General features: G+C 67.6%; 27 protein-coding genes. 20 read left to right on the forward strand and 7 right to left on the reverse strand.

Translation table 11 applies throughout. The features are described 5' to 3' along the window. Positions 1 to 8: 8 nt before the first annotated feature. From J7528_RS20525 to J7528_RS20575, 11 genes are read left to right on the forward strand one after another with little or no spacing between them, the layout of a single operon-like run. Entirely contained in the window at positions 9 to 467 is a 459-nt protein-coding gene (locus J7528_RS20525) for an Rrf2 family transcriptional regulator (protein WP_291878322.1), read from the forward strand. Next, the gene (locus tag J7528_RS20530; protein WP_291878324.1) at positions 464 to 1594 is read left to right on the forward strand and encodes a cysteine desulfurase family protein; all 1131 of its coding nucleotides are present in this window, start codon (positions 464 to 466) and stop codon (positions 1592 to 1594) included. The genes J7528_RS20525 and J7528_RS20530 overlap by 4 nt, the downstream gene beginning before the upstream one ends. Next, positions 1594 to 3063 carry a Fe-S cluster assembly protein SufB gene (sufB, locus tag J7528_RS20535; RefSeq protein WP_291878327.1) on the forward strand — a complete coding sequence of 490 codons (1470 nt, stop codon included), beginning with the start codon at positions 1594 to 1596 and terminating at the stop codon, positions 3061 to 3063. The genes J7528_RS20530 and sufB overlap by 1 nt, the downstream gene beginning before the upstream one ends. Continuing rightward, the gene (locus J7528_RS20540; protein WP_291878329.1) at positions 3060 to 3449 is read left to right on the forward strand and encodes a hypothetical protein; all 390 of its coding nucleotides are present in this window, start codon (positions 3060 to 3062) and stop codon (positions 3447 to 3449) included. The genes sufB and J7528_RS20540 overlap by 4 nt, the downstream gene beginning before the upstream one ends. Further along, positions 3442 to 4191: a Fe-S cluster assembly ATPase SufC gene (gene sufC, locus J7528_RS20545; protein ID WP_291878330.1), complete on the forward strand. Its 750-nt coding sequence runs from the start codon at positions 3442 to 3444 to the stop codon at positions 4189 to 4191. Before J7528_RS20540 ends, sufC begins: the two co-directional genes overlap by 8 nt. After that, positions 4188 to 5339, forward strand: coding sequence for a Fe-S cluster assembly protein SufD (gene sufD, locus J7528_RS20550; protein WP_291878333.1), 1152 nt, complete (start codon positions 4188 to 4190; stop codon positions 5337 to 5339). The genes sufC and sufD overlap by 4 nt, the downstream gene beginning before the upstream one ends. Beyond that, positions 5339 to 6565 carry a cysteine desulfurase gene (locus tag J7528_RS20555; protein ID WP_291878335.1) on the forward strand — a complete coding sequence of 409 codons (1227 nt, stop codon included), beginning with the start codon at positions 5339 to 5341 and terminating at the stop codon, positions 6563 to 6565. Before sufD ends, J7528_RS20555 begins: the two co-directional genes overlap by 1 nt. A gap of 8 nt (positions 6566 to 6573) precedes the next feature. Next, entirely contained in the window at positions 6574 to 6948 is a 375-nt protein-coding gene (locus J7528_RS20560) for an SUF system Fe-S cluster assembly protein (RefSeq protein ID WP_291878338.1), read from the forward strand. Between the two features lie 14 nt (positions 6949 to 6962). After that, positions 6963 to 7355, forward strand: coding sequence for an iron-sulfur cluster assembly accessory protein (locus J7528_RS20565; RefSeq protein WP_291878341.1), 393 nt, complete (start codon positions 6963 to 6965; stop codon positions 7353 to 7355). Beyond that, positions 7355 to 7624, forward strand: a complete 270-nt coding sequence (locus J7528_RS20570) for a hypothetical protein (protein ID WP_291878343.1) — start codon at positions 7355 to 7357, stop codon at positions 7622 to 7624. Before J7528_RS20565 ends, J7528_RS20570 begins: the two co-directional genes overlap by 1 nt. A 5-nt stretch (positions 7625 to 7629) precedes the next feature. After that, entirely contained in the window at positions 7630 to 7830 is a 201-nt protein-coding gene (locus tag J7528_RS20575) for a hypothetical protein (RefSeq protein ID WP_291878390.1), read from the forward strand. On the opposite strand, the gene J7528_RS20580 is transcribed toward J7528_RS20575, so the two are convergent. Then, positions 7827 to 8615, reverse strand: coding sequence for a lysophospholipid acyltransferase family protein (locus J7528_RS20580; RefSeq protein WP_291878346.1), 789 nt, complete (start codon positions 8613 to 8615; stop codon positions 7827 to 7829). The genes J7528_RS20575 and J7528_RS20580 overlap by 4 nt on opposite strands. 16 nt (positions 8616 to 8631) lie before the next feature. Beyond that, positions 8632 to 9192: a TetR/AcrR family transcriptional regulator gene (locus J7528_RS20585; RefSeq protein WP_291878348.1), complete on the reverse strand. Its 561-nt coding sequence runs from the start codon at positions 9190 to 9192 to the stop codon at positions 8632 to 8634. 100 nt (positions 9193 to 9292) lie between these two features. Between J7528_RS20585 and J7528_RS20590 the strand changes: the two genes are divergently transcribed. From J7528_RS20590 to J7528_RS20600, 3 genes are read left to right on the forward strand one after another with little or no spacing between them, the layout of a single operon-like run. Next, positions 9293 to 10267 carry a glycosyltransferase family 9 protein gene (locus J7528_RS20590; protein ID WP_291878350.1) on the forward strand — a complete coding sequence of 325 codons (975 nt, stop codon included), beginning with the start codon at positions 9293 to 9295 and terminating at the stop codon, positions 10265 to 10267. Then, positions 10268 to 10672 (forward strand): DUF6165 family protein, encoded by a 405-nt coding sequence (locus J7528_RS20595; RefSeq protein WP_291878353.1) that lies wholly within the window; start codon positions 10268 to 10270, stop codon positions 10670 to 10672. After that, entirely contained in the window at positions 10669 to 11076 is a 408-nt protein-coding gene (locus J7528_RS20600) for an ACT domain-containing protein (protein ID WP_291878356.1), read from the forward strand. Before J7528_RS20595 ends, J7528_RS20600 begins: the two co-directional genes overlap by 4 nt. Here J7528_RS20600 and J7528_RS20605 read toward each other — a convergent pair. Next, positions 11063 to 11866 carry an enoyl-CoA hydratase/isomerase gene (locus J7528_RS20605; protein ID WP_291878357.1) on the reverse strand — a complete coding sequence of 268 codons (804 nt, stop codon included), beginning with the start codon at positions 11864 to 11866 and terminating at the stop codon, positions 11063 to 11065. The genes J7528_RS20600 and J7528_RS20605 overlap by 14 nt on opposite strands. Before the next feature lie 133 nt (positions 11867 to 11999). Beyond that, on the reverse strand, positions 12000 to 13061 hold the full coding sequence (locus J7528_RS20610; RefSeq protein WP_291878360.1) for a GGDEF domain-containing protein: 1062 nt from the start codon (positions 13059 to 13061) through the stop codon (positions 12000 to 12002). A 196-nt stretch (positions 13062 to 13257) separates the two neighbouring features. Here J7528_RS20610 and J7528_RS20615 point away from each other — a divergent pair, with 196 nt between their 5' ends. Both J7528_RS20615 and J7528_RS20620 read left to right on the forward strand, forming a co-directional pair. After that, positions 13258 to 14715 carry a coniferyl aldehyde dehydrogenase gene (locus J7528_RS20615; RefSeq protein WP_291878361.1) on the forward strand — a complete coding sequence of 486 codons (1458 nt, stop codon included), beginning with the start codon at positions 13258 to 13260 and terminating at the stop codon, positions 14713 to 14715. 36 nt (positions 14716 to 14751) lie between these two features. After that, the gene (locus J7528_RS20620) at positions 14752 to 15897 is read left to right on the forward strand and encodes a DUF563 domain-containing protein (protein WP_291878363.1); all 1146 of its coding nucleotides are present in this window, start codon (positions 14752 to 14754) and stop codon (positions 15895 to 15897) included. Here the strand turns inward: J7528_RS20620 and J7528_RS20625 are convergent. Further along, complete coding sequence (locus J7528_RS20625; protein ID WP_291878365.1) at positions 15894 to 16166, reverse strand: hypothetical protein; 273 nt, start codon at positions 16164 to 16166, stop codon at positions 15894 to 15896. The genes J7528_RS20620 and J7528_RS20625 overlap by 4 nt on opposite strands. A gap of 161 nt (positions 16167 to 16327) precedes the next feature. On the opposite strand from J7528_RS20625, the gene J7528_RS20630 reads away from it, so the two are divergent. After that, on the forward strand, positions 16328 to 16768 hold the full coding sequence (locus J7528_RS20630) for a hypothetical protein (RefSeq protein ID WP_291878367.1): 441 nt from the start codon (positions 16328 to 16330) through the stop codon (positions 16766 to 16768). Next, on the forward strand, positions 16765 to 17448 hold the full coding sequence (locus J7528_RS20635) for an HTTM domain-containing protein (protein ID WP_291878370.1): 684 nt from the start codon (positions 16765 to 16767) through the stop codon (positions 17446 to 17448). Before J7528_RS20630 ends, J7528_RS20635 begins: the two co-directional genes overlap by 4 nt. Before the next feature lie 61 nt (positions 17449 to 17509). Here the strand turns inward: J7528_RS20635 and J7528_RS20640 are convergent, their stop codons facing one another. Then, complete coding sequence (locus J7528_RS20640; RefSeq protein WP_291878371.1) at positions 17510 to 19120, reverse strand: DEAD/DEAH box helicase; 1611 nt, start codon at positions 19118 to 19120, stop codon at positions 17510 to 17512. A gap of 219 nt (positions 19121 to 19339) precedes the next feature. Here J7528_RS20640 and J7528_RS20645 point away from each other — a divergent pair, with 219 nt between their 5' ends. Both J7528_RS20645 and mfd read left to right on the forward strand, forming a co-directional pair. Further along, positions 19340 to 19633: a succinate dehydrogenase assembly factor 2 gene (locus J7528_RS20645; RefSeq protein ID WP_291878374.1), complete on the forward strand. Its 294-nt coding sequence runs from the start codon at positions 19340 to 19342 to the stop codon at positions 19631 to 19633. A 5-nt stretch (positions 19634 to 19638) separates the two neighbouring features. Next, the gene (gene mfd, locus J7528_RS20650; protein ID WP_291878376.1) at positions 19639 to 23106 is read left to right on the forward strand and encodes a transcription-repair coupling factor; all 3468 of its coding nucleotides are present in this window, start codon (positions 19639 to 19641) and stop codon (positions 23104 to 23106) included. 7 nt (positions 23107 to 23113) lie between these two features. Here the strand turns inward: mfd and J7528_RS20655 are convergent, their stop codons facing one another. Further along, on the reverse strand, positions 23114 to 23734 hold the full coding sequence (locus J7528_RS20655) for a DsbA family protein (protein ID WP_291878378.1): 621 nt from the start codon (positions 23732 to 23734) through the stop codon (positions 23114 to 23116). Between the last annotated feature and the right edge of the window lie 103 nt (positions 23735 to 23837).

Genomic DNA, 23837 nt, shown 5'->3' on the forward strand with positions numbered 1-23837 from the left:
GTAAGGCGATGCGCCTGAGCACCAAGGGACGATATGCGGTCATGGCGATGACCGACCTGGCCAAGCGCCAGGACGAAAGCGAGGGCCGCGCCGTGGCCCTGGCCGAGATCGCTTCGCGCCAACAGATCTCGCTGTCCTACCTGGAGCAGCTGTTCGCTCGCCTGCGCCGCAAGGGCCTGGTGATCAGCGCCCGCGGCCCAGGCGGCGGCTATCGCCTGGCCAAGGCTTCGGCCGAGACCTTCATTTCCGACATCGTGCTGGCGGTCGACGAACCGCTGCGCGCCACGCGCTGCAACTTCACCAAGGGCCAGGCCAAGGGCTGCATGGCCGGCGGTGAGCGCTGCATGACCCACGGCCTGTGGGAAGAGATGGGCCGTCAGATCCACGGCTACCTCGCGTCGGTGTCGGTCGCCGATGTTCTTAACGGCGACCTGCGCCCCAGTCCGATGGGGATCGCGGCCGAGTGAGCATCCCCCGCACATCGGTCTATCTCGACTACAACGCCACGGCCCCTCTGCGGCCGGAGGCGCGTGAGGCGCTGCTGCGCGCCCTGGAGAGCCCGGCCAACCCGTCGTCGGTCCACGCCGCCGGTCGCGCCGCGCGAGACGTGGTCGAGCGGGCCCGCGCCGAGGTCGGGGCTTTGGTCGGCGTGCCGGCCGGGTCTGTGACCTTCGTCAGTGGCGGCACCGAAGCCAACGCCCTGGCCATCCAGAGCGCCAAGGTCGATCGCATCATCATCAGCGCGGTCGAGCATGACGCCGTCACCGAAACCGCCAAGGTTTCGGGCCTGCCGGTCGAGATTCTGCCGGTTGATGGCAATGGCGTCGCTGACATGGCTTGGCTGGCCCAAGCGCTCGAAGCGCCCGGCAAGGCCCTGGTCTGCCTGATGCTGGCCAACAACGAGACGGGTGTCATCCAGCCGGTGGCCCAGGCTTCCGCCCTGATTCGCGCCGCCGAAGGTCTGCTGCACGTCGACGCCGTCCAGGCGGCCGGGAAGATCGCCGTCGATTTCTCGGCCCTCGGCGCCGACACCATGGCGCTGTCGGCTCACAAGTTGGGCGGTCCGCAGGGCGTCGGCGCTCTGGTGGCCGGAACCCGCGCGAACGTCACCCGCCACCAGCACGGCGGCGGCCAGGAACGCGGCCGCCGGGCCGGCACCGAGAACGTGGCGGGCATCGCCGCCTTCGGCGCGGCCGCCCGCGTGGCGCAGGAAAGCCTTGCCTCGACCGCCGAAACGTCCCATTGGCGCGACGCCTTGGCCGAACGGCTCAAGGCCGAAGGCGCCGTGGTGCTCGGGGAGGGCGCGGCGCGTTTACCCCAGACGCTGTGTTTCGCTGGCGAGGGCTTCGGCTCCGAAGTCCAGGTCATGAACATGGACCTGGCCGGGGTCATGGTCAGCGCCGGCAGCGCCTGCTCGTCGGGCAAGGTCAAGGCCAGCCGCGTGGTGGAAGCCATGGGCCGGTCCGACCTGGCTCCGTTCGCCCTGCGTGTCAGCGGCGGCTGGGCCAGCACGGAACAAGATTGGATCAAGTGCGGCGACGCCTGGCTCGCCGCCTGGAAGCGTATCGGCGCTCGGCGCCGGGAGGTGGCGTAATGGCCGCGGTCAAAGAGACTGTCGAAACCGTCGCCGCGCTCGAGAAATACGAGCACGGCTTCACCACTGAGATCGACCAGGAGTTCGCCCCCAAGGGCCTCTCCGAGGACATCGTGCGCTTCATCTCGGCCAAGAAGGACGAGCCGCAGTGGATGCTGGACTGGCGCCTGGAGGCCTATCGTCGCTGGCTTGAGCTGGAAGAACCCGACTGGGCCAAGGTCAGCTATCCCAAGATCGACTATCAGGACACCTACTACTACGCCGCGCCCAAGACCAAGGAAGGGCCCAAGAGCCTGGACGAGGTCGATCCCGAGCTGCTGGCCGTCTACGAAAAGCTGGGCATCCCCTTGAAGGAGCAGGCCGTGCTGGCCGGCGTCGAGGGTGCGCCGCGCTACGCCGTGGACGCGGTGTTCGACAGCGTCAGCGTCGTCACGACCTTCAAGAAGGAGCTGGCCCAGGCCGGTGTCATCTTCTGCTCGATGAGCGAGGCGATCCGCGAACATCCGGAACTGGTGCGCCAGTACCTGGGCAGCGTGGTGCCGACCTCGGACAACTATTTCGCCTGCCTCAACAGCGCGGTGTTCTCGGACGGCTCGTTCGTCTATGTCCCGCCGGGCGTGCGCTGCCCGATGGAGCTGTCGACCTATTTCCGGATCAACGCCAAGGATTCCGGCCAGTTCGAACGCACCCTGATCATCGCCGACAAGGGCGCCTACGTCTCGTACCTGGAGGGCTGCACGGCCCCGATGCGTGACGAGAACCAGCTGCACGCGGCCGTCGTCGAGCTCGTCCTGCTGGACGACGCCGAGATCAAATATTCGACCGTCCAGAACTGGTACCCGGGCGATCCCGAGACCGGCAAGGGCGGCATCTACAACTTCGTCACCAAGCGCGCCGACTGCCGTGGCGATCGCTCCAAGGTGTCGTGGACCCAGGTCGAGACCGGCTCGGCCATCACCTGGAAGTATCCGTCCTGCGTGCTGCGCGGCGAGGGGAGCTCGGGCGAGTTCTACTCGATCGCCGTGACCAACGGTCACCAGCAGGCCGACACCGGCACAAAGATGATCCACCTGGGCGCCAACACCAAGTCGCGGATCGTGGCCAAGGGCATCAGCGCCGGCAAGTCGACCTCGACCTATCGCGGCCTGGTCTCGGCGCACCCGAAAGCCAAGGGCGCGCGCAACTTCACCCAGTGTGACAGCCTGCTGATCGGCAAGGAATGCGCGGCCCACACCGTGCCGTACATCGAGGCCCGCAACGGCCAGTCGGTGTTCGAGCACGAGGCCACCACCACGCGCCTGTCGGACGACCAGCTGTTCTACTGCCAGCAGCGCGGCCTCTCCCAGGAAGAGGCCGTGGCCCTGCTGGTCAACGGCTTCGTCAAGGACGTGCTGCAGCAGCTGCCCATGGAATTCGCCGTCGAGGCCCAGAAGCTGGTCGCCATCAGCCTGGAGGGCAGCGTGGGATGACCACCGTCACGCTCTACCAGCCGGTGGGCATGGAGGAGCTGCAGGATATCAAGGCGTCGGACTGGAAGGCCTTTCCGCCGCACGACATCGAGCAGCCGATCTTCCGGCCCACGACCAACGAGGCCTTCGCCGCGCAGTTGGCCCAGAACTGGAACGCCGCCCATACGACCTATCGGCGCGGCTATATCGTCCGGTTCGCGGTCAGCAAGACGTTCCTGGACGCCTACGAGAACAAGGTCTCCGGCACGCCGGGGCACGAGGAATACTGGATCCCGCCCGAGGATCTTTCGCTGCTGAACGCGGCCATTCAAGGCCATATCACCGTCGCCGGGACCTTCGCGGGCCACGACGCGGAATACAGAAAACTCAACGAGACCCATGCTTAAGATCCAGAACCTTCACGCCCGCGTCGAAGAGAAGCCGATCCTGAAGGGCGTCACGCTGGACGTGCCGGCGGGCGAGGTCCACGCGATCATGGGTCCGAACGGCGCCGGCAAGTCGACCCTGTCGTACGTGCTGTCGGGCCGTGGCGGCTATGAGGTGACCGAGGGCTCTGCCGAACTGAACGGCGACGACCTGCTGGCCCTGGATCCCGCCGAGCGGGCCGCCAAGGGTCTGTTCCTGTCGTTCCAGTATCCACTGGAAATTCCGGGCGTTCCGGCCCTGACCTTCATCCGCACCGCCCTGAACGCCCAACGCCGCGCGCGGGGCGAGGACGAGATCGCCGCTCCGGCCTTCCTGAAGCTGGCCAAGGAAAAGGCCGCCTCGCTGAAGATCGACTTCGACATGCTCAAGCGCGGCCTGAACGTCGGCTTCTCGGGCGGCGAGAAGAAGCGGATGGAAATCCTTCAAATGGCGATGCTTTCGCCGAAGTTCCTGATCCTGGACGAGACGGACTCGGGCCTCGACATCGACGCCCTGAAGATCGTCTCGGAAGGCGTGAACGCCCTGCGCTCGCCAGAGCGCGGCATGCTGGTCATCACCCACTATCAGCGCCTGCTGGACTACATCAAACCCGACAAGGTGCACGTGCTGGCCGCCGGCCGCATCGTCGCCTCGGGCGGTCCGGAACTGGCCCTGCAGCTGGAAGCCGAGGGTTACGACCGCTACGTCGGAGCGGCGGCTTGACCCTCGCCCTCAAGACCAGCGCTTCAACCACGCTGCCGTCTCGGCGAGACGAGGACTGGCGCTGGACGGACCTATACGGCCTGCTGCGAACGCTACCGGCGCCGTCGCCGCGCATCGCCGAAACGCTGCAACCTGGTGGTCCATTCAAGGGCTTGGCCAAGGCTGAACTGGCAATCGCCAACGGCCGTCATAACTGGTGGCCCGGCGCGGATAGTAAGACTGTTGAGTTCTTCGAGCACCAGTCACCGGACAATCCCTATGCGCCCGAAGAGCTGCCGATGGCGGCGATGGCCGCCGAGCAGGCGCTTGAGCCACCGGTTTCGATCATCCAGTTCAATGGCGATGACGTGGCGCTGCTGCGCTTGGTGACTGAGGCTACGGAGACCTCGCATCACGCGCGTGTTGGCGTCGTGGTCAAGACTGGCGTTTCGGCGACCCTGCTGGAAAGCTACGAAGGGAAGGGCGGTCGCTACCTGTCCAACACCCTGATCGAGATCATCGTCGAGGACGGGGCATCGCTTGAGCGTGTGGTCATTGCCGAAGACGCGGAAGAGGGCGTTGGCGTCAGCACGGCCATCGTTCGTATCGCCCCCGGCGCCAAGTTCGCCCAGACCGTCCTGACCTCGGGCGCCCGCCGCCAGCGGATCGAGACGCGGGTCAATCATCCCGGCGCCCAGGCCGAGGCCCGCCTGGACGGCGCCTATCTGCTGGACGCCCAGCGCCACGCCGACCTGACCACCGTCGTCACCCACGCCGGCGTCGAGGGCGTCACCAGCCAGCTCACCAAGGGCATGGTCACCGACCAGGCGCGCGGCGTCTTCCAGGGCCGCATCGTCGTTTCGCCCGGCGCCGACCAGACCGATGCGCGGATGGGCCACCATGCCCTGATCCTGTCGGAAAAGGCCGAGATCGACGCCAAGCCCGAACTGCTGATCTTCGCCGACGACGTCTCCTGCGCTCATGGCAACACGATCGGCGCGCTGGACGAGGACGCCCTGTTTTACGCCGAGCAGCGCGGCATCCCGCAAGCCGAAGCGAAAGCTATGCTGACCGTCGCCTTCGTCGGCGAAGTGGTCGACCGCATCGAGCACGAAGGCGCGCGCGAGATCGCCGCCGCCTGGGTCGCCCGCAAACTGGGGAGCGTCTGATGGCTTTCGACGCGCCCTTCGATGTCGCCGCGATCCGGGCCCAGTTCCCGATCCTGCAGCGCACCGTGCACGGCAGGCCGCTGATCTATCTGGACAGCGCCGCCAGCGCCCAGAAGCCCGATGCGGTGCTGGACACGATGATGGGGCTGGCCCGCACCTCGTACGCCAACGTCCATCGCGGCCTGCACACGCTGGCGAACGAAACGACGGAAGCCTATGAAAAGGCGCGCGAAACCGTCGCCAAGTTCATCAATGCCGAGCCGACCGAAGTCATCTGGACCAAGAGCGCCACGGAAGCGGTGAACCTGGTCGCCAGCTCGTTCGGCCTCAGCCTGAACGCCGGCGACGAGATCGTGATCTCCGAGATGGAGCACCACGCCAACATCGTGCCGTGGCACTTCCTGCGCGAACGCAAGGGCGTCGTGCTGAAGTTCATCCCGGTGCTGGACGACGGCCGCCTGGACATGGAGGCCTACAAGGGCCTGCTGACCGAGCGTACCAAGATGGTCGCCGTCACCCACATGTCGAACGTGCTGGGCACGGTCAACGACGTCGCCGAGATCGTCCGCCTGGCCCACGCGGCCGGCGCGCCGGTGCTGCTGGACGGCTGCCAGGGCGTGGTTCACACCCGCGTGGACGTCAAAGCCCTGGACGTCGATTTCTACGTCTTCAGCGGCCACAAGCTCTACGGCCCCACCGGCATCGGCGTGCTCTATGGCAAGGCCGAGCGCCTGGCGGCTCTGCCGCCATACCAGGGTGGCGGCGAGATGATCGGTTCGGTGTCGCTGGACAAGATCACCTATGCCGACCCGCCGCACCGCTTCGAGGCCGGCACGCCCGCGATCCTTGAGGCCGTCGGTCTGGGCGCGGCGATCGAATGGCTGAATGGCCTGGATCGCGACGCCATCTTCGCCCACGAGCACGCCCTGTACGAACGCGTCGCCGAGCAGCTGCGCTGCGTCAACGGCGTGCGGATCCTGGGCGAGGCGCCCGGTAAGGGCGCGGTGCTGTCGTTCACGGTCGAGGGCGCCCACGCCCACGACATCGCCCAGGTGCTGGACCGTTACGGCGTCGCCGTGCGCGCCGGCACCCACTGCGCCGAGCCCCTGATGCGCCGTTTCGGGGTCACTTCGAGCGCGCGGGCTTCCTTCGCCCTATATAATACCGAGGCCGAGGCCGACGCGTTCGTGGACGCGCTGGCCAAGGCGCGTAGCTTCTTCAGTTGAGCCGACCGATGACCGACGCCGCCGCCACTCCGGAACCCGTCACGGCAGACGCGCCCGCGCCTCTGACGCAGGACGAGCTGAACCGGCTGACCGATCAGCTGATCGACAAGCTGAAGACCGTCTACGATCCGGAAATCCCGGTCGACATCTACGAGCTGGGCCTGATCTACAAGGTCGATGTCAGCGACTCCAAGGACGTCGCCATCGACATGACCCTGACCGCCCCGGGCTGCCCGGTGGCCGGCGAGATGCCGGGCTGGGTGCGCGACGCGGTCATGGAGATCCCGGGCCTGAAGTCGTGCAATGTCGAGCTGGTGTTCGAGCCGCCGTGGGACGCCTCGCGGATGAGCGACGAGGCCAAGCTGCAACTGAACATGTTCTGATCGGTTCGAGAGCCATGGAAACCGCGATCACCGCACGTCCCCGCCGCCCGCGCCCCAAGGTCGTCACCCTGACCGACGCCGCGGCCGCGCGCGTGAAGGAGATCATGGATCGGGCTAGCGAGGCCTATGTCGGCCTCCGCGTCGGCGTGAAGAACGGCGGCTGCGCGGGCCAGGAATACGTCTTCGAGTACGCCAAGGAGAAGGGGCCCATCGACGAGGTCGTCGAGGACAAGGGCGTCACCATCCTGATCGAGCCCAAAGCCGTGCTGTTCCTGATCGGCACCGAGATCGACTACGAGATCACCAAGCTGTCGTCGAAGTTCGTGTTCCATAACCCGAACGAGACCGATGCCTGCGGCTGCGGCGAGAGCGTCACCATCCAGCCGGCGCCAGAGGCTCTGGACTGATGGACGAGGATCTCGACGATCTGTCCCGCGAGGCGCTGATCGACGAGGTTCGCAAGCTGCGCGCGGCGATCCGCACGCACCGGGGCAGCACGTTACACGAACTGTGTTGGCATCATCCGGACATGTGGGCCTTGCTGCCCGAGAAGACCGATCCTCAGCCCGTCGTCCCGGAGTGGCCGCAGTTCATGCGCGGCTGCATCCGCTATCGCCAGTCCCTGGACACGCAGCTGCCGACCGCACCGCGCGCCGACACTGAATTCGAAGATTGACCGACATGCTTGCCAAGACCCCGTCCTGCGTCGAATGCGGCCTGCCGTGGGGGGCGCCCCGCTTCAAGCACGAGGACGATGCCCCGCTGTATTGGTCGGACACCGGCCTGCTGTGCTCCAGTGGTTGCGCCCAGACCCACTTCGCCAAGCGCCGGGCCGAGGGCACGTTCGCGGGCGTACCGGCGGAGTGCCCGGTCGCGGTCTAGGCCGACGCCTGGACCACCCTCGGCTCTGACGCTTTTTTCTTCGGCGACTCCACCAGCACCGAAGCCTTCACCGGTTCGCCGCGCGCCATCGCGATCAGCTCATTGGTGCGGCCTTCGACGGTCGCCTCCAGCAGCCGCATGAACTCGGCCTTCTCCAGGCCTTGGGGCAGGGGCGGCAGGAACTCCACGGTCGCAATGCCGGGCTTCTTCGTCTTATCGGTCTGCTGCCAGAAGCAGCCCAGGTTCGTGGCCACCGGCACGACCGGCAGGCCGAAGTCCTTGCTCATGTAGTAGACGCCCGTGCGGTAGCGGAAATGCTCGCCCGGCTTGGCCAGGTGGCCTTCGGGATAGATCAGGATGCGCCGGCCCTCGGCGGCGACCTGGGCGGCGCTCTTGGACAGGGCCTTGCGGGCTTCGGGCCCGCCGCAGCTGTCGACGACGATGGCCCCGAACTTCTTCAGGATCGCCCCGACCAGCGGGAACTTCTCCAGGTGGTCGCCGGTGACGAAGCTGAGGTTCTCGACATTGGCGAACATCACGAAGCCGTCGCCCCAGCTGTGGTGCTTGGCGGCGATGATGAAGGGGCCAGCGGGCAGGTTTTCCTGGCCTTTCAGTTGCACCTTGACCCCGGCTAAGGTCTTCAGCGCCCACAGCATCCGCTGGCTGTAGAGCCGCAGGGCGAAGGCCACCGGCTTGCGGCCTGGCGCCAGGGCGGCGAAGGCGGCCGACAGGCCGTAGAAGATCGACAGGACCCAGTAGTAGGCGTTGAACAGCGCGCTGCGCATGGGATGGGGTCTTTCTCTAGCGAGCAAAGAGCACGGCCTGGACGGCCGCCGTCATGAGAGAAGCGTGGGCCGAGAGGGCGTCGGCGCCCAGGCGGCCATAGGCCTTGTTCTGCGCGGTCTGGGTGATCACCCCAATGGCCATGGCGGCCAGCACGCGCGGGTCGCCCGGCGGCAGCTCGGCATTGATCATCGCCCGCTTGATCACGTTCTCGACCAGAGTGACCGGATCGCGGCCGTCCTCCTGGTAGTAGGGCAGGAAGTGGTGCAGCTGCAGCAGGTGGAACGAGAACAGCAGCCAGTCCTCGTCGGCTACCGCGCAATAGGCCTGCACCAGGGCGGCGGCCTTGGCCTTGATTCCGTCGGCGGCGCCGGCCTCGTCCTCGATCAGCGTCGAAAGACGGCAGTGGCAGTCCATGAACAGGCCGACCGCCAGCGCGTCCTTGCTCTTCCAATGGCGATAGATCGCGCCCTCGGAGACGCCGGCGCGGGCGGCGATGGTCTTGGTCGTTGTGGCGTCGACGCCTTCGACGACGAAGGCCTCGAGGGCGGCGCGTTCGATGCGGGATTTGGCGCTCATGAAGGGAGCATCTCACGGCCAGCCAGAAATGCAAGTGAGTGTTCACTTACATTGTCGTAATCGTGATTGACCCGACGCAGTTGGGCGGCGACACACGGCCATGGTCCAGACGGTTCTGATCTATTCGATGGGTGAGGTCATCGGCGATGGCCTGATCAAGCTGCCCTTCATCGCCGGCCTGCGGGCGGCGTTCCCGGGCGCGCGCATCAGCTGGTGCGCGGCCAAGGTCGAGACGGTCTATGCCGGGCCGCTCAAGGGCGTCGTGGCCGGCTATATCGACGAGCTGATCCTGGAGGGCCCGAACGGGGGCCATCCGCTGGACATGCTGCCATGGAGCAAGCCGTTCGGCGGCCGCAAGTTCGACCTCGTCATCGACACCCAGGAGCATATCGGCCGCAGTGGCGTGGCTCAGCGCGGGGTGGCGGGACGCTTCGTCTCGGCCGCCCGGCATGCGCGGGACAAGGACTGGCCGGTGGCGGTCACGGACCGCCTGGCGCGGCTGCTGAGCCTGGCGACGGACGGGCAGGGCGCGCCTCGTCCATTGGCCCTGACCAACCCCGACGCCCTGAAGGCCGCCGAGGCCCTGCTGCCCGCCGGCCCGACCTATGTCGGCCTGGCGCCCGGCGCGGGCGGCCAGGACAAGCGCTGGCCACTGGAGAACTATCTGGAGCTGGCCCGCCGCGTCGCCGCCAAGGGCTGGGCGCCCGTGTTCTTCTTCGGCCCCGACGAGGCCGAGGACGCCGCCGTCGCCGCGCGCGAGGTCCCGCAGGCCTTGCAGCCCGAACGCAACCGAACCGACGGCTTCACGGCGGTGAAGGGCCCGCTGCTGGTGATTGCCCTGGCCGGGCGCCTGGCCGCGGGCGTGGCCAACGACGCCGGTCCCGGCCACATGCTGGCCGCCGGCGGCGCGCCGCTGCTGTCTCTCCAGCAGGACCTCCGCAAGTCGGTGAAGTTCCGCCCGGCCGCCCAGCGGCTTGAGATGCTGGTCGCGGAGGACTACGGAAGCGGCATGGGCGCCCTGCCGGTCGACGCGGCCTGGGACGCCCTCCAGAAGCTGGTCTCCGGAGCGTCCTGAATGTCCATCCTCGCGCCGATCTCGGCGGGCGAACTGGTCGACAAGATCACCATTCTGCGGGTGAAGGCCCAGCGCATCGGCGATCCGGCGAAAGAGGCCAATGTCCGCAAGGAACTGGCGATGCTGGAGGCCACGGCCGCCGAGCACCTGCCCGACAGCGCCGAGATCGCCCGCCTGACCGCCGAGCTCACCGACGTCAACGCCGCCCTGTGGGACATCGAGGACGGCAAGCGCGACTGCGAGCGCCGCCAGGACTTCGGGCCGGACTTCGTGGCCCTGGCCCGCCGCGTCTATATCGATAACGACAAGCGCGCCGCCATCAAGCGCGCCATCAACGCGGCCGCCGGTTCTGACATCGTCGAGGAGAAGAGCTACAAGCCCTATCTCGGAACCTCGGATAAATGACGCAAGTCGTTCGCGACGCTCGGGAAATGGTCGCCGGCATGATGCCGGAGCTGAAGCCTGGCCAATACGTCTTCTGCGCCACCGGTGATCGCGACTGGGCCGCGCTGCAGCCCCTGGCCATGTTCCGCGAGGCCGAGGGTGTCAGCCTGATCCTCGAGCGAGAGGCAGCCCAGGCCTCCGGCCTTACGGTCGAGGCGCCGATGGCCCTGATCACCCTGAATGTCTACTCGGCCCTGGACGGCGTCGGCCTGACCGCCGCTGTCGCCACGGCGCTGGCCCAAGCGGGCATCGCCTGCAACATGGTCGCGGCGCTGAACCACGACCATGTCTTCGTGCCGGCCGAGCGGGCCGACGAGGCGGTTCGGATCCTACGGGACTTGCAGGTCGCCGCTAGCGCCCCTTGAACGCCGCCGCGCGTTTCTGGAGGAAGGCGCTGACACCCTCGATGAAGTCCTCGGTCTTGCCGGCGAATTTCTGGGCCTTGCGTTCGGCGTGCAGTTGGCCGGTCCAGTCCTCGTCCAGGCTGTCCCAGACCAGCTTGCGGATCGCGCCCAGCGCCGCCGGGCCCTGGGCCAGCTCGACGGCCAGGGCATGGGCGGTCGGGATCAGTTCGGCGTCGGGGACGCAGCGGTTGACCAAACCCCATTGCAGCGCCGTGGCGGCCGGGATCTTGTCGCCCAGCAGCATCATCTCCATCGCCCGCGCCTTGCCGATCAGGCGCGGCAGCAGATAGGTCGAGCCGCCGTCGGGCACCAGGCCGATACGGCGGAAGGCTTGCAGGAAATAGGCGCTCTCGGCCGCGACGATGATGTCACCCATTAGGGCGATGGAGCAGCCGACGCCGGCCGCCGGGCCGTTCACAGCCGTCACGATCGGCAGCGGAAAGTCCCTGAGCAGGGTCATCAGCGGGTTGTAGGTATTTTCCAACGCCGAACCGGCGTCGGGCTTGCCGTCGACGTCCAGTTCACGCCCGGCCGCGCCGCCGCCCGAAAGGTTGGCGCCCGAGCAGAAGCCGCGGCCTTCGCCCGTCAGGATCACCGCGCGCGCCTCGATCTTGCCCGCCGCGATGGACGAGAAGGCGTGGATCAGCTCGCGGGCGATCTCCAGGCTGGCGGCGTTCAGCGTCGTGGGATCGGCCAGGGTGACGGTGGCGACGCCGTCCTGCGTCGAGACACGGATCTTCTGATAGTCCACGGCGGCTCTCCCTTCATTCGTTGGGAGAGTCTAGGCGCCTTTGCCCCTTGGGAAGGCTAGCGAAATCTTCGCAAGGAAACGCCGCCGGTCCCGAGGGAGCGGCGGCGCCAGGTAGGTCTTCTGCTGAAGAAGTTTAGGCCGCGTTGGCTGAGGCCGGCATGGATTCCGCCGCCGTGACGCGGTTACGACCACCGCGCTTGGAGGCGTAGAGCGCCGCGTCGGCGCGTTCCATGATCGAGTGGCCGCTCTCGTTCGGCTGGCGCTCGGCGAAGCCCGACGAGATGGTGATGGCGCCCAGGTCCTCGTTGGTCGAGCGACGCTTGAGCATGCGCGAGGAGACCTCGACGCGGATTTCTTCCAGGGTCGTGGCGACCTGGGCGGCGCTTTCGCGCGGGAAGATCATCGCGAACTCCTCGCCGCCGTAGCGGGCGGCGAAGCGCGGCGGGGCGGCGACGCGGCCGATCACCGAGGCGACGTAGCGGATGACCTGGTCGCCGGTCTGGTGACCCCAGGTGTCGTTGAAGCCCTTGAAGTGGTCGATATCCAGCACGGCCAGGCAGATGCCGGCGCCCTGGTCGTCGGCCTCGGCGCAGGCGCGCTCCAGTTCTTCGTCGAAGGCCTTGCGGTTGGCGAGGTTGGTCAGGCCGTCGGTGGTGGCGTCGCGGCGGACCTGTTCCAGGTGCTCGCGCAGGCGCTCGACCTCGGCGGTGGAGTCGGCCAGGCGCGTTTCCAGCGACTGGTTTTCCTTGTGCACGCGGCGGGTGGCTTCGGCCAGGTTGCCGACCACGGCCTTGATGGCTTCGACGTCGTTGGACTTGTCCAGGCTCTTGGTCGCGCCGGCCAGTTCCTTGCCGAAGGCGGCGTTCGACTTCTGGGCGTTCTGGATGGCCTTGGAGACGGCTTCCAGTTCCTTCGAAAGGATGTCGCCGGCGTCGCGGATCTGTTCGTTCAGGCGGGCCTTGGGCAGATAGGTGGCGGCCAGCTCTTCGCTGACCAGCTCGGTCATCGGTTCGCCCAGGGAGATCAGACGGGTCAGTTCACGCGCCAGCGCGCCGTCCGGGTCGGCGACGTAGTGCGTCCACAGCTCGAAGTTCAGCGCGGTCGGCCACACCTGGTGGCGTTCCATGAGCTCCAGCGCGCGCGAGGCGATCTTGTAAGCCTCGGGACCGCGCAGCGTGGTTTCGACGTCCGACATCTTTTCTTCCCCCATCGGCGCTTTCCCTTGCGGAAACACCGATCGCTTGGAGCCTGACCTTAAACTGGAGAGTTCTTACGAGCGGTTAAGAACGAACAACGTTCGCTTGCGCACGCTCTCCGGCTCGCTCATGGTGATCGCTGATAAGGTTGGTTTCGCGCCAGAACGTGAGGCCCTGGGGAGGAGCGACAAGGTCATGAATGCACCGGTGAATCTGTCTTTCGACGCCCACAAGGCGGCGATGAACGCGGTGTTGGAGCGCCAAAAGGCCGCGCACCTAAAAAATGGGCCGCCGAGCGTTGAAAAGCGCATCGATTGGCTCAACCGCTCCATTGATCTTTTGATCGGTCATCAGGCCGAAATCGCCCGCGCCGTTAACGAAGATTTCGGTTCGCGCTCGCCCGAGGCCACAGCCCTGACCGACGTCGCCGGCTCGATCGGACCGCTGAAATTCGCGCGCGAAAACGTCGCCAAATGGGTCCGGCCCGAGAAGCGCAAGACGACCCCGGCGATCCTGGGCCTGTTCGGCGCCAAGGCTACCGTGCAATGGCAGCCGAAGGGCGTGGTCGGCGTGATCAGTCCCTGGAACTTCCCGGTCAATCTGACCTTCGCGCCGCTGGCCGGGATCTTCGCGGCCGGCAACCGGGCGATGATCAAGCCTTCGGAATATACGCCGGCCACCTCGGAGCTGCTGAAGGCGATATTCGCCAAGGCCTTCGCCGAGGAAGAGGTCGCGGTGTTCGTCGGTGGACCCGAAGTGGGTCAGGCCTTCGCCGGCCTGGCCTTCGACCATCTGGTCTTCACTGGCGCGACCTCGGTGGCCAGGCACGTGATGCGGGCGGCGGCCGAGAACCTGGTGCCGGTAACGCTGGAGCTGGGCGGCAAGAGCCCGGTGATCCTGTCGCGCGGCGCCGACATGGCCACGGCCGCGGCGCGGATCATGAACGGCAAGACCCTGAACGCCGGCCAGATCTGCCTGGCGCCCGACTATGTCTTCGCCCCGCAGGACCAGGTCGAGTCCTTCGTCGAGGAGGCCAAGGCCGCCGTCGGCCGCTATTTCCCGACGCTGAAAGACAATCCCGACTACACCGCCGTCGTCGCTCAGCGCCACTACGACCGGGTGAAGGGTTATGTCGACGACGCTCGGGCCAAGGGCGCGCGGGTGGTCGAGATCAATCCGGCCGGCGAAGACCTGAGCCAGCAGGAGCACCGCAAGATCGCCCCGACCCTGATCCTGGATCCCACCGACGACATGAAGGTGATGCAGGAAGAGATCTTCGGCCCGGTCCTGCCGGTGAAGACCTACAAGACCGTCGACGAGGCCGTCGACTATGTGAACGCCCACGACCGGCCGCTGGCCCTCTACTGGTTCGGGACCGATGAGGCCGAGAAGGACCGGGTGCTGGAGCGCACGACCAGCGGCGGGGTCACGGTCAACGACGTGATCTTCCATGTCGCCCAGGAGGACCTGCCGTTCGGCGGCGTCGGCCCGGCCGGCATGGGCGCCTATCACGGCCACGACGGCTTCCGCGAGTTCAGCCACCGCAAGGCGGTGTTCCAGCAGCTGAAGAAGGACATCGCCCCGATGCTGGGCCTGCGCCCGCCGTACGGGGAGGGGATCCGCAAGTACCTGGCGGGCCAGATCAAGAAGTAGCTTCAACAGGACGGCGCGACATGCTCCAAGCGGCGCATGTCGTTGCCTCTGCGTCCGATCGTCGAAGCCCAGGACCTGCCGCGCATGCAGGTTCCCGAACTGCGCGAACGCTTCGCGCGGGGCGAGGCCGGGATCGCGTGGTCGCCGGAGCATGACGCCTCGATCGGCGCGCCGGCGGGCGTGCTGGGCGGTCCGGAAGCCGGCGCCTGGCCGCACGACGTCGCCAGCCCGCCGCCGGTGGACGTGCCGGCGACCTGCGCGATCGGCGAGGCCTGGTGGTTCCCACGCTACGGTGGCCTGATCGGGACCGACGGCGCGCTCTACAACGCCACGATCGGCGAGGTCCGGCACGGCTCGCAGGACCTGTCGATCCTGCCGGGTGTCGGCGAGAACACGACCCGCTTCGCGCCGCCCGCGACAGCGCCTGAGATCGAGGCGGGGGCGGTGTTCCTGCCCTGGGGCGCCGGCTTCAACTACGGCCACTTCGTCATCGACGCCCTGACGTCGCTGCAACTGCTGGAGCAAGCCGGGCTGCTGGAGGGCGCGCCGGTGCTAGCCCCGAAGCTGACGCCGTGGCAGCGCGACCTGATCGCCCTGGCGTTCCCGGGCCTTGAGGTCCACGAGGTCGAGGCGCCGGTCGTTCGGCTCAAGCGCGCGGCCTTCGCCACCAGCATGGACCACTTCCTGCATCACCCGAATGGCGTGCTTGCCGATGTCGCCGCTCGGATCCTGGCGCGAGCGCCAGCCGGGAAGGGGGCGCGCCGCGTCTATCTCTCGCGCCGGGGCCAGTCGATGCGGGTGATGGTGGGCGAGGCCGCGTTCGAGAAGGCCCTGGCGGCGCGCGGCTTCACCATCGTGCGGCCTGAGACCCTGAGCGCCAGCGAGCAGGTCGCCCTGATCCGCGACGCCGAAGTGCTGGTGGGCGCGAGCGGCGCGGCCCTGGCCAATGCCGTGTTCCTGCCGAAGGGCGCGCGGGTCGTGGAGATCCAGCCCCTGAACTTTACCAGCCAGTGGGTGAGGGCGGCCTGCCGGCAGGTCGGGGTCGACTGGCGTGGCTATGTCTGCGCGTCACCGTGCCCGGCGCGCGCGGCGCCGTTGCTGGCCAGGTTCCGCCGAGGCTTCAAGTTCGCCTTCAGGCCGCCCTTGGACGACCTGATGGCGTTCGTGGATGCGGCTCTTTAGAGGATGCCCTTGCGGCCGGGGACCCACGGGTCCAGCGGCTGCTGCTCCTCGCGCTTGACCATGCCGTAATAGCCGGCGACCCAGACGATCGCGAAGGTGAACAGGCCGCCCCAGAAGCCGCCGGGCGTGGCGAACCACACCGTCAGAGCGCTGATGGAGGCCGCGAGGCCCAGCATCGACCAGCGCAGCAGCACCGAGAAGGCGTGGTAGGTCTTCTCATGCGCGATGAGGATGGCTTCCTTGTCGAGTTCGGGTTCGATGGCGGCCACGTTGCAGTCCTCCCATTCTTGTTGGGCTAGATCCGCCGGGCTCCGGCGCGATCAAAGCCGAAAACGAGCGGAATGATAACAGCGTTCCGCGAGCCTGACCATTGGGCGGGAGCGACCGGTCCGGCTAGGCTGCGACCTCGCTCGCGATTCTGGAGGGACCCGTGCGCAGTCCCCTGAAGCTGCTGTTGCCCGCGCTGATCCCGTCCTGGAACTTCTTCGACGTGATCGCCCCGTCGCCGCGCGTCGAGTATGCCCGGCTGCGCTCGATCGGCGACACGGCGGGCGACTGGAAGCCGTTCCGGCCCAGGCCCCAGCGCCTGTCGCCGCTGGAGATGCTGACGCGCCTGGTCTGGAATCCATGCTGGAACGAGAGCCTGTTCCTGGTCAGCTGCGCCGAGCGCCTGTGCGACGACGAGACCGCCCATAGCGAGAGCGAGATCTTCAAGCGCATCGCCGCCGATGTCGTCCGCGAGCCGCAGGACGCCGAGCGGCCTTGGCTGTGTTTCCGCGTGGTCTTCGTCAGCCGCGCGGGCGAGGCCCTGGTCGACGAGGTGCAGTACCAGCCCGCGCCGCGCCGGTTGGCGGAGATCGCCGTCGGATGACGCTGCAAGCCGCCGCCCGCCTGACCGAGAGCCTGCTGGCCCTGGCCTTGATCCAGCAGAGCCTGGAGCACCTGGTGCGCTTCCGGAGCGAGCAGGTGCTGTTCGGCTTGCGGATCGCCCTGTGCGGGCTGGCGCTGGCCGGGATCGCCGCGCCGTGGCCGCTGGTTGGGTTAGCAGGACTGTCGGTGCTGATCCTGTACCGGTTCGAGGGGCCGTATAACGGCGGCAGCGACCGGATGGGCCTCCTGGCGCTGTGGTGCCTGACGGCATCGCGCCTGCTGCCGACGCTGCCCTTGCAGGAGCTGGCCTTTGGGTATCTGGGGGCGCAACTGATCCTGTCCTATTTCATCTCGGGTGGGGTCAAGATCGTGAACCCCGATTGGCGCTCGGGCCGGGCCCTGGCCGACGTGTTCCGGTTCTCGGCCTATCCAGTCAGTGAGGCTCTGCGGGGGTGGGCCGACCGGCCGCGGGTGCTGCTGGCGATGTCTTGGGCGGTGATGGGGTTCGAGCTAGTCTTTCCACTGACCCTGCTGTGGACGCCCGCCCTCATCGTGGGCCTAGTCGTCGCCGGGACCTTTCACCTGGCCAATGCTTGCCTGTTCGGCCTCAACCGGTTCTTCTGGACCTGGCTGGCGGCCTATCCGGCCATCCTGTGGCTGCAGGGGCGGCTGTTCCACTAGGTAAGCAAAAGGCGCCGAACCTGAGGTCCGGCGCCTTGGCTATTGTCTCGATGCCCGAGCCTTACTTGCCGCGCGGCGGGCGGGCCAGGAAGGCGGGGATGTCGTTGCCGAAGCCGACCACGCGACGGTCGTCCTCGTCGCGGTCGCGAACCGGCTGGACGCCGCGCACCGGACGCTCGGGGCGTTCCGGACGTTCGCTACGCTCGGGCCGTTCGCTACGCTCGGGACGTTCCGCGCGGGCGGGTCGTTCCGGACGCTCGGCGCGTTCGGTCTCGACCACCGGGGCGGCCTCGGCGCGAGGCGTGCGCTCACGGCGCGGCCGGCGTTCGCGGGCGGGACGCTCTTCGGAGACGGCGGCTTCCGGGGCGTCGACGGCGGCGGCTTCGACAGCCTCGGCCGGCGCCTCGGCGGCGGTCTCTTCCGAGCGGCCACGGCCACGACCACGGGGCGGACGGTCGCCGCGCTCGCCGCGATCGCGATCACGACCACCGCGCTTGCGATCACGGTCGCCTTCGCGCTTGACGGTCACGGCGTTGGAGTAGTCCAGCTCGAGCTTCTCTTCGTCCGGGGTCGAGCCGATCAGCTTGACCACCTTGTCGAAGCCCTTGTCGTCGGCCGGAGTGACCAGCATGTAGGTCACGCCCGTGCGCCCGGCGCGGCCGGTGCGGCCGATGCGGTGGACGTAGTCGTCGGCGTGGTGCGGGACGTCGTAGTTGAAAACGTGGCTGACGGCCGGGATGTCCAGGCCGCGCGCTGCGACGTCAGAGGCCACCAGGATCTTCAGCGCGCCCGAACGGAAGTCCGCCAGGGTCTTCATACGCTGGCTCTGGTCCAGATCGCCGTGGATCGGCGCGGCGTCGAAGCCGTGCACCTTCAGCGACTTGGCGACGATGTCGACTTCGGTCTTGCGGTTGCAGAACACGATGCCGGTCTCGATCTGGGCCTTCTCGACCAGGGTGCGCAGCGCCAGACGCTTGGCCTTCGGGTCGGAGGAGGGGACCTTGACCATCCACTGGGTGATGTTGGCGTTGGTCGTCGCCGGCTTGGCCACCTCGATCCGCACGGGATCGCGCAGGAACTGCTTGGTCAGGCGGGTGATTTCCGGCGGCATGGTCGCCGAGAAGAACAGGGTCTGCTTCTTGGGCGGCGTCAGCTTGAAGATGCGCTCGATGTCCGGGATGAAGCCCATGTCCAGCATGCGGTCGGCTTCGTCGACGACCATCATCTGGACGCCGGTCATCAGGAGCTTGCCACGCTCGAAGTGGTCGAGCAGGCGGCCGGGCGTGGCGATCAGCACGTCGACGCCGCGGTCCAGCTTCTTTTCCTGGTCGCCGAACGAGACGCCGCCGATCAGCAGCGCCCACGAGAGCTTTGTGCCCTTGGCGTACTTCTCGAAGCTGGCGGCGACCTGGTCGGCCAGTTCGCGGGTCGGGGCGATGACCAGGGCGCGCGGCATGCGAGCCTTGGCGCGGCCCGAGGCCAGGCGGTCGACCATCGGCAGGGTGAAGGCGGCGGTCTTGCCGGTGCCCGTCTGGGCGATGCCGAGGACGTCCTGGCCCGCGAGGGCGACCGGAATGGCCTGGGCTTGAATCGGGGTCGCAGTGGTATAGCCGGTGTCGGCGACCGCCTGCAGGGTCGTGGGCGAAAGCCCGAGGTCAGTAAATTCGGTCATTACACGCTGGTCTGATCCGGAGCCGCCCGTGCTTGGGCGAGCGGGCGGCGCGGATTCGCCAGACCTGCTCCGAAGCTGGGGATAAATAGGCGGAAAGTCGGCAAAGTCAATCGCCACAAGGCGATAGGGGGTATTCGGAAGGATATTCCTAAGAACGCTTTGGCGGCCCAAGTCGTTAGGCTGGCGCCTGAGCAACCACCGCTCTATATCCGCCGACACATGAGCATCGACCACGACTCCCGCCTTCGGCGCCTTCGTTTCCGCGCCTGGCATCGCGGCTTCCGGGAAGCGGACCTGATCTTGGGCCCGTTCGCGGACGTTCACGGCCCGAACCTGACATCTGCGCAGCTGGACACCCTGGAGCGCCTGCTCGAGGAGTCGGATCGCGAGATCTATGCCTGGATCGTTGGCCAGGAGCCGACCCCTGAAAAGTTCGAGACGGATGTCCTGGCGATGATCCGTGCTTTCAGGTTCGAGGCGCACGCCTCGCGCCCGACCGGAGACGGCGCTTAAAGAGCATGAGCTACGACGCCAAACAGATCGCCAAGGCCGCCGGCGGCCTGACCCTGGCCGGCGCGCCGGAGGGCTTTGACGCACTGGTGATGGCCGACATCGCCCGGGCGCGCGGCGGCCTGACCGCGTTCGTGGCCCGCGACACCGCTCGCGCTGGGGCCTTCATCGACGCCCTGAAGTTCTTCGCGCCCGAGATCGAGGCGGTGCTGTTCCCGTCGTGGGACTGCCTGCCTTACGACCGCATCGGTCCGTCCTCGGGCGTCTCGGCTACCCGCATGGCGACCCTGTCGCGCCTGGCGCGAGGCCTGGGCGAGAGCAAGCCGGCCATCCTGGTCATCGCCGCGCCGGCGCTTCTGCAGCGCGTGCCGACCAAGGACGTGCTGCTGCGCGCCTCGTACTCGGCGAAGGTCGGCAATGTCGTCGATATCAAGGACCTGGAGCGCTATTTCGCGGTCAACGGCTACACCCGCGCCTCGACGGTGTCGGAGCGCGGTGAGTTCGCGATCCGCGGCGGCGTCATCGACGTCTATCCGCCGGCCGCCGAAGAACCGGTGCGCCTGGACCTGTTCGGCGACACGCTGGAAAGCATCCGCGCCTTCGATCCCGAGACCCAGCGCTCGACCAAGCAGCTGAAAGAAATCGACCTGCTGCCGGTCAGCGAGGCCCTGCTGGACGCCGACGGCATTTCGCGGTTCCGGAAAGGCTATGTCGCGCAGTTCGGCGCGCCGGGCGATGATCCGCTGTACGCCGCCGTCAGCGAGGGCGGCCGCCGCGCGGGTCTCGAGCACTGGTTGCCGCTGTTCTACGAACGGATGTCGACCCTGTTCGACTATCTGCCCGCCGGCAGCCTGATCGGCGTCGACCACCAGGCCGCCGAGGCCCGCGACGAGCGCCTGTCGATGATCGTCGACGCCTATGACGCCCGCGCCAGCGCCGACCGCAAGTCGGCCTACCGCCCGCTGGCGCCCGAGGCCCTGTACCTAACCGCCGCCGAGTGGGACCGCGAGCTCACCGACCGCACCCACCGCCTGTTCACGCCGTTCCAGCCCCAGGGCCTGGACGTCGTCGATCTTGGGGCAAAACTGGGCCGCGTCTTCGCCGCCGAGCGGGCGCAGGACAGCGTCAACCTGTTCGAGGCCACCGCCGACCACGCCAAGAAACTTGCCGCCGAGGGCAAGCGGGTGCTGTTCGCCTCATGGTCCGAAGGCTCGTCCGAGCGCCTGGGGACCATGCTGGCCGACCACGGCCTGAAGAAGATCCCCTATGCCGGCTACTGGCAGGCGGCCAAGGCCAACGACCCCAAGACCCCCCAGCGCGTGGTCCTGCCGCTGGACCACGGCTTCGAGACCGACCAGCTGGCGGTCATCTCCGAGACCGACATTCTCGGTGATCGCCTGGCCCGTCCGCGGAAGAAGCGCCGCGCCGCCAACTTCTTGGCCGAGGCGTCCGCGCTGACGCCCGGCGACCTGGTCGTGCACATTGACCACGGTATCGGCCGTTATGAGGGCCTGAAGACCCTCGACGTCCAGGGCGCCCCGCACGACTGCCTGGACCTGATGTACGGCGGCGAGGCCAAGCTGTACCTGCCCGTCGAGAACATCGACCTGCTGACCCGCTACGGCGCCTCCGATCCCGAGAGCGTGCAGCTGGACAAGCTGGGCGGCGCCGCCTGGCAGGGCCGCAAGGCGAAAGCGAAAGAACGTCTGCGGGTCATGGCCGAGGGCCTGATCCAGATCGCCGCCGCCCGCCAGCTGAAGTCCGTCGAGGAAACCGACGCGCCGCAGGGCGTGTTCGACGAGTTCTGCGCCCGCTTCCCCTACGAGGAGACGGACGACCAGCTCAGCGCCATCCACGACGTGCTGGAAGACCTGTCGTCCGGCAAGCCGATGGACCGCCTGATCTGCGGCGACGTCGGCTTCGGCAAGACGGAAGTGGCCCTGCGGGCGGCTTTCGTGGTGGCGATGAGCGGCAAGCAGGTGGCGATCGTCTGCCCGACCACCTTGCTGGCCCGCCAGCACTACAAGACCTTCAAGGAGCGCTTCCAGGGCTGGCCAATCAAGGTCACGCGACTGTCGCGCCTGGTCACCGGCAAGGAAGCCGCCGACACCCGCGAAGGCCTGGCCGACGGAACGATCGAAATCGTCGTGGGCACCCACGCGGTGCTCAGCAAGCAGGTCTCGTTCAAGGACCTGGGCATGGTCATCGTCGATGAGGAGCAGCACTTCGGGGTCAAGCACAAGGAGAAGCTGAAAGAGCTTCGCGCCGACGTGCACATGCTGACACTGACCGCCACGCCGATCCCGCGCACCCTGCAGATGGCGCTGTCGGGTATCCGCGAGATGTCGATCATCGCCACCCCGCCGGTCGATCGCCTGGCGGTGCGGACCTATATCAGCCCGTTCGACCCGGTGACCCTGCGCGAGGCCCTGCTGCGCGAGAAGTATCGCGGCGGCCAGTCCTACTATGTCGTGCCGCGCATCAAGGACCTGGAGGACATCGAGAAGTTCCTCCGCACCCAGGTGCCCGAGGTGAAGTACGTCGTCGGCCACGGCCAGATGGCGGCCACCCAGCTGGAGGACGTCATGACGGCCTTCTATGAGGGCCAATACGACGTGCTGCTGGCCACGACGATCGTCGAGAGCGGCCTCGATATCCCGTCGGCCAACACCCTGATCGTCCACCGCGCAGACATGTTCGGCCTGGCCCAGCTCTACCAGATCCGGGGCCGCGTCGGCCGGTCCAAGGCCCGCGCCTACGCCTACCTGACCACGCCGGTCGAGAAGTCGCTGACCCTGTCGGCCGAGAAGCGCCTGCAGGTGCTGCAGTCGCTGGACAGCCTGGGCGCCGGCTTCCAGCTGGCCAGCCACGACCTGGACCAGCGCGGCGGCGGCAACCTCTTGGGCGACGAGCAGAGCGGCCACATCAAGGAGATCGGCGTCGAGCTCTATCAGCAAATGCTGGAGGACGCGGTCGCCGAACTGCGCCAGCGCCAGGGCCAGGAGGCCTTGCTGGAGGATCGTGGCTGGTCGCCGCAGATCAACACCGGCGCGGCCGTGATGATCCCGGACGACTACGTGCCGGACCTCAATGTGCGCCTGTCGCTCTATCGCCGCCTGTCGGACGCCGAACAGGCCGCCGACCGCGAGGCCCTGGCCGCCGAGATGATCGACCGCTTCGGCCCGCTGCCGGCCGAAACTGGCAGCTTGCTGAAGGTCGTGGCCATCAAGGGCCTGTGCCGCGAGGCCAATGTCGCCAAGATCGACGTGGGGCCGAAGGGCGCCGTCGCCAGCTTCCGCAATGACACCTACGCCAACCCGTTGGGGCTGATGCAGTACGTGGCCAAGAATAGCCTGATCTGGAAGGTCCGCCCGGACCAGAAGGTCGTGGTCAAGGGCGAGTGGGATAAGCCCGCTCAGCGCCTGGACGCGGCCGAGAAGATCCTGGCCGTGCTGGCCAAGCTGGCCAAGGAGTAGGGGGCTTTTAGGCCCCCTGCGGCTTCGCGGCGCGGATCTTCTGAAGCACGTCCTTCAGCTCCTCGCCCGATAGCGCGCCGCGGATGACATAGCCATTGATCACCAGGCCGGGCGTGCCCTGGAACTGCAAGAGCATGGCCTCGCGTTCGTTGCGCGCCAGTATGGCGTCGATCTCGCCGCCGTGGGCCTTCAGGTCGCGGGTCAGTCGGGGCCAGTCCAGGCCGGTCTGCCTGGCGACGCCGTTTATCATCGCCTTGTCGCTGAGACGCGTGGGCGAGAGCATGAAGGCTCGATGGACGGCCTCGTACTTGCCCTGATAGGCCGCCGCCAGCGCCACCCGCGCGGCGTGTTCGGAGACGTCGCCGAAGATGGGCCAGTCCTTGTGCAGGACGGCCAGCCCGCTGTCGGTCTTCACCGCCTCGGCCAGCACCGGCTCCATGCGCTTGCAGTAGCCGCAGTTGTAGTCGCCGTACATGACGATGACGACGTCGGGGGCTGTCGCGCCGAGGCGCGGGACGCCGGGGTCCTTGAGCAGGTCCTTGAAGCCATATTCGGCGGCGGAGGCGGGGCCGCTGACGGCCAGCGCGACGATGGACAGGGCTAACGCCACGAACTGACGGAACGGCATGGCGGGACTCCGGAGACTGGGGGAGGAGGCATAGCGGATTCGGCAAGAAACCCCTCTCTCATGGAGAGAGGGAGGGGCCCGCCGCGAAGCGGTGGGAGGGTGA

It is taken from the genome of Caulobacter sp., assembly GCF_017744445.1.
Lineage (GTDB): Bacteria > Pseudomonadota > Alphaproteobacteria > Caulobacterales > Caulobacteraceae > Caulobacter.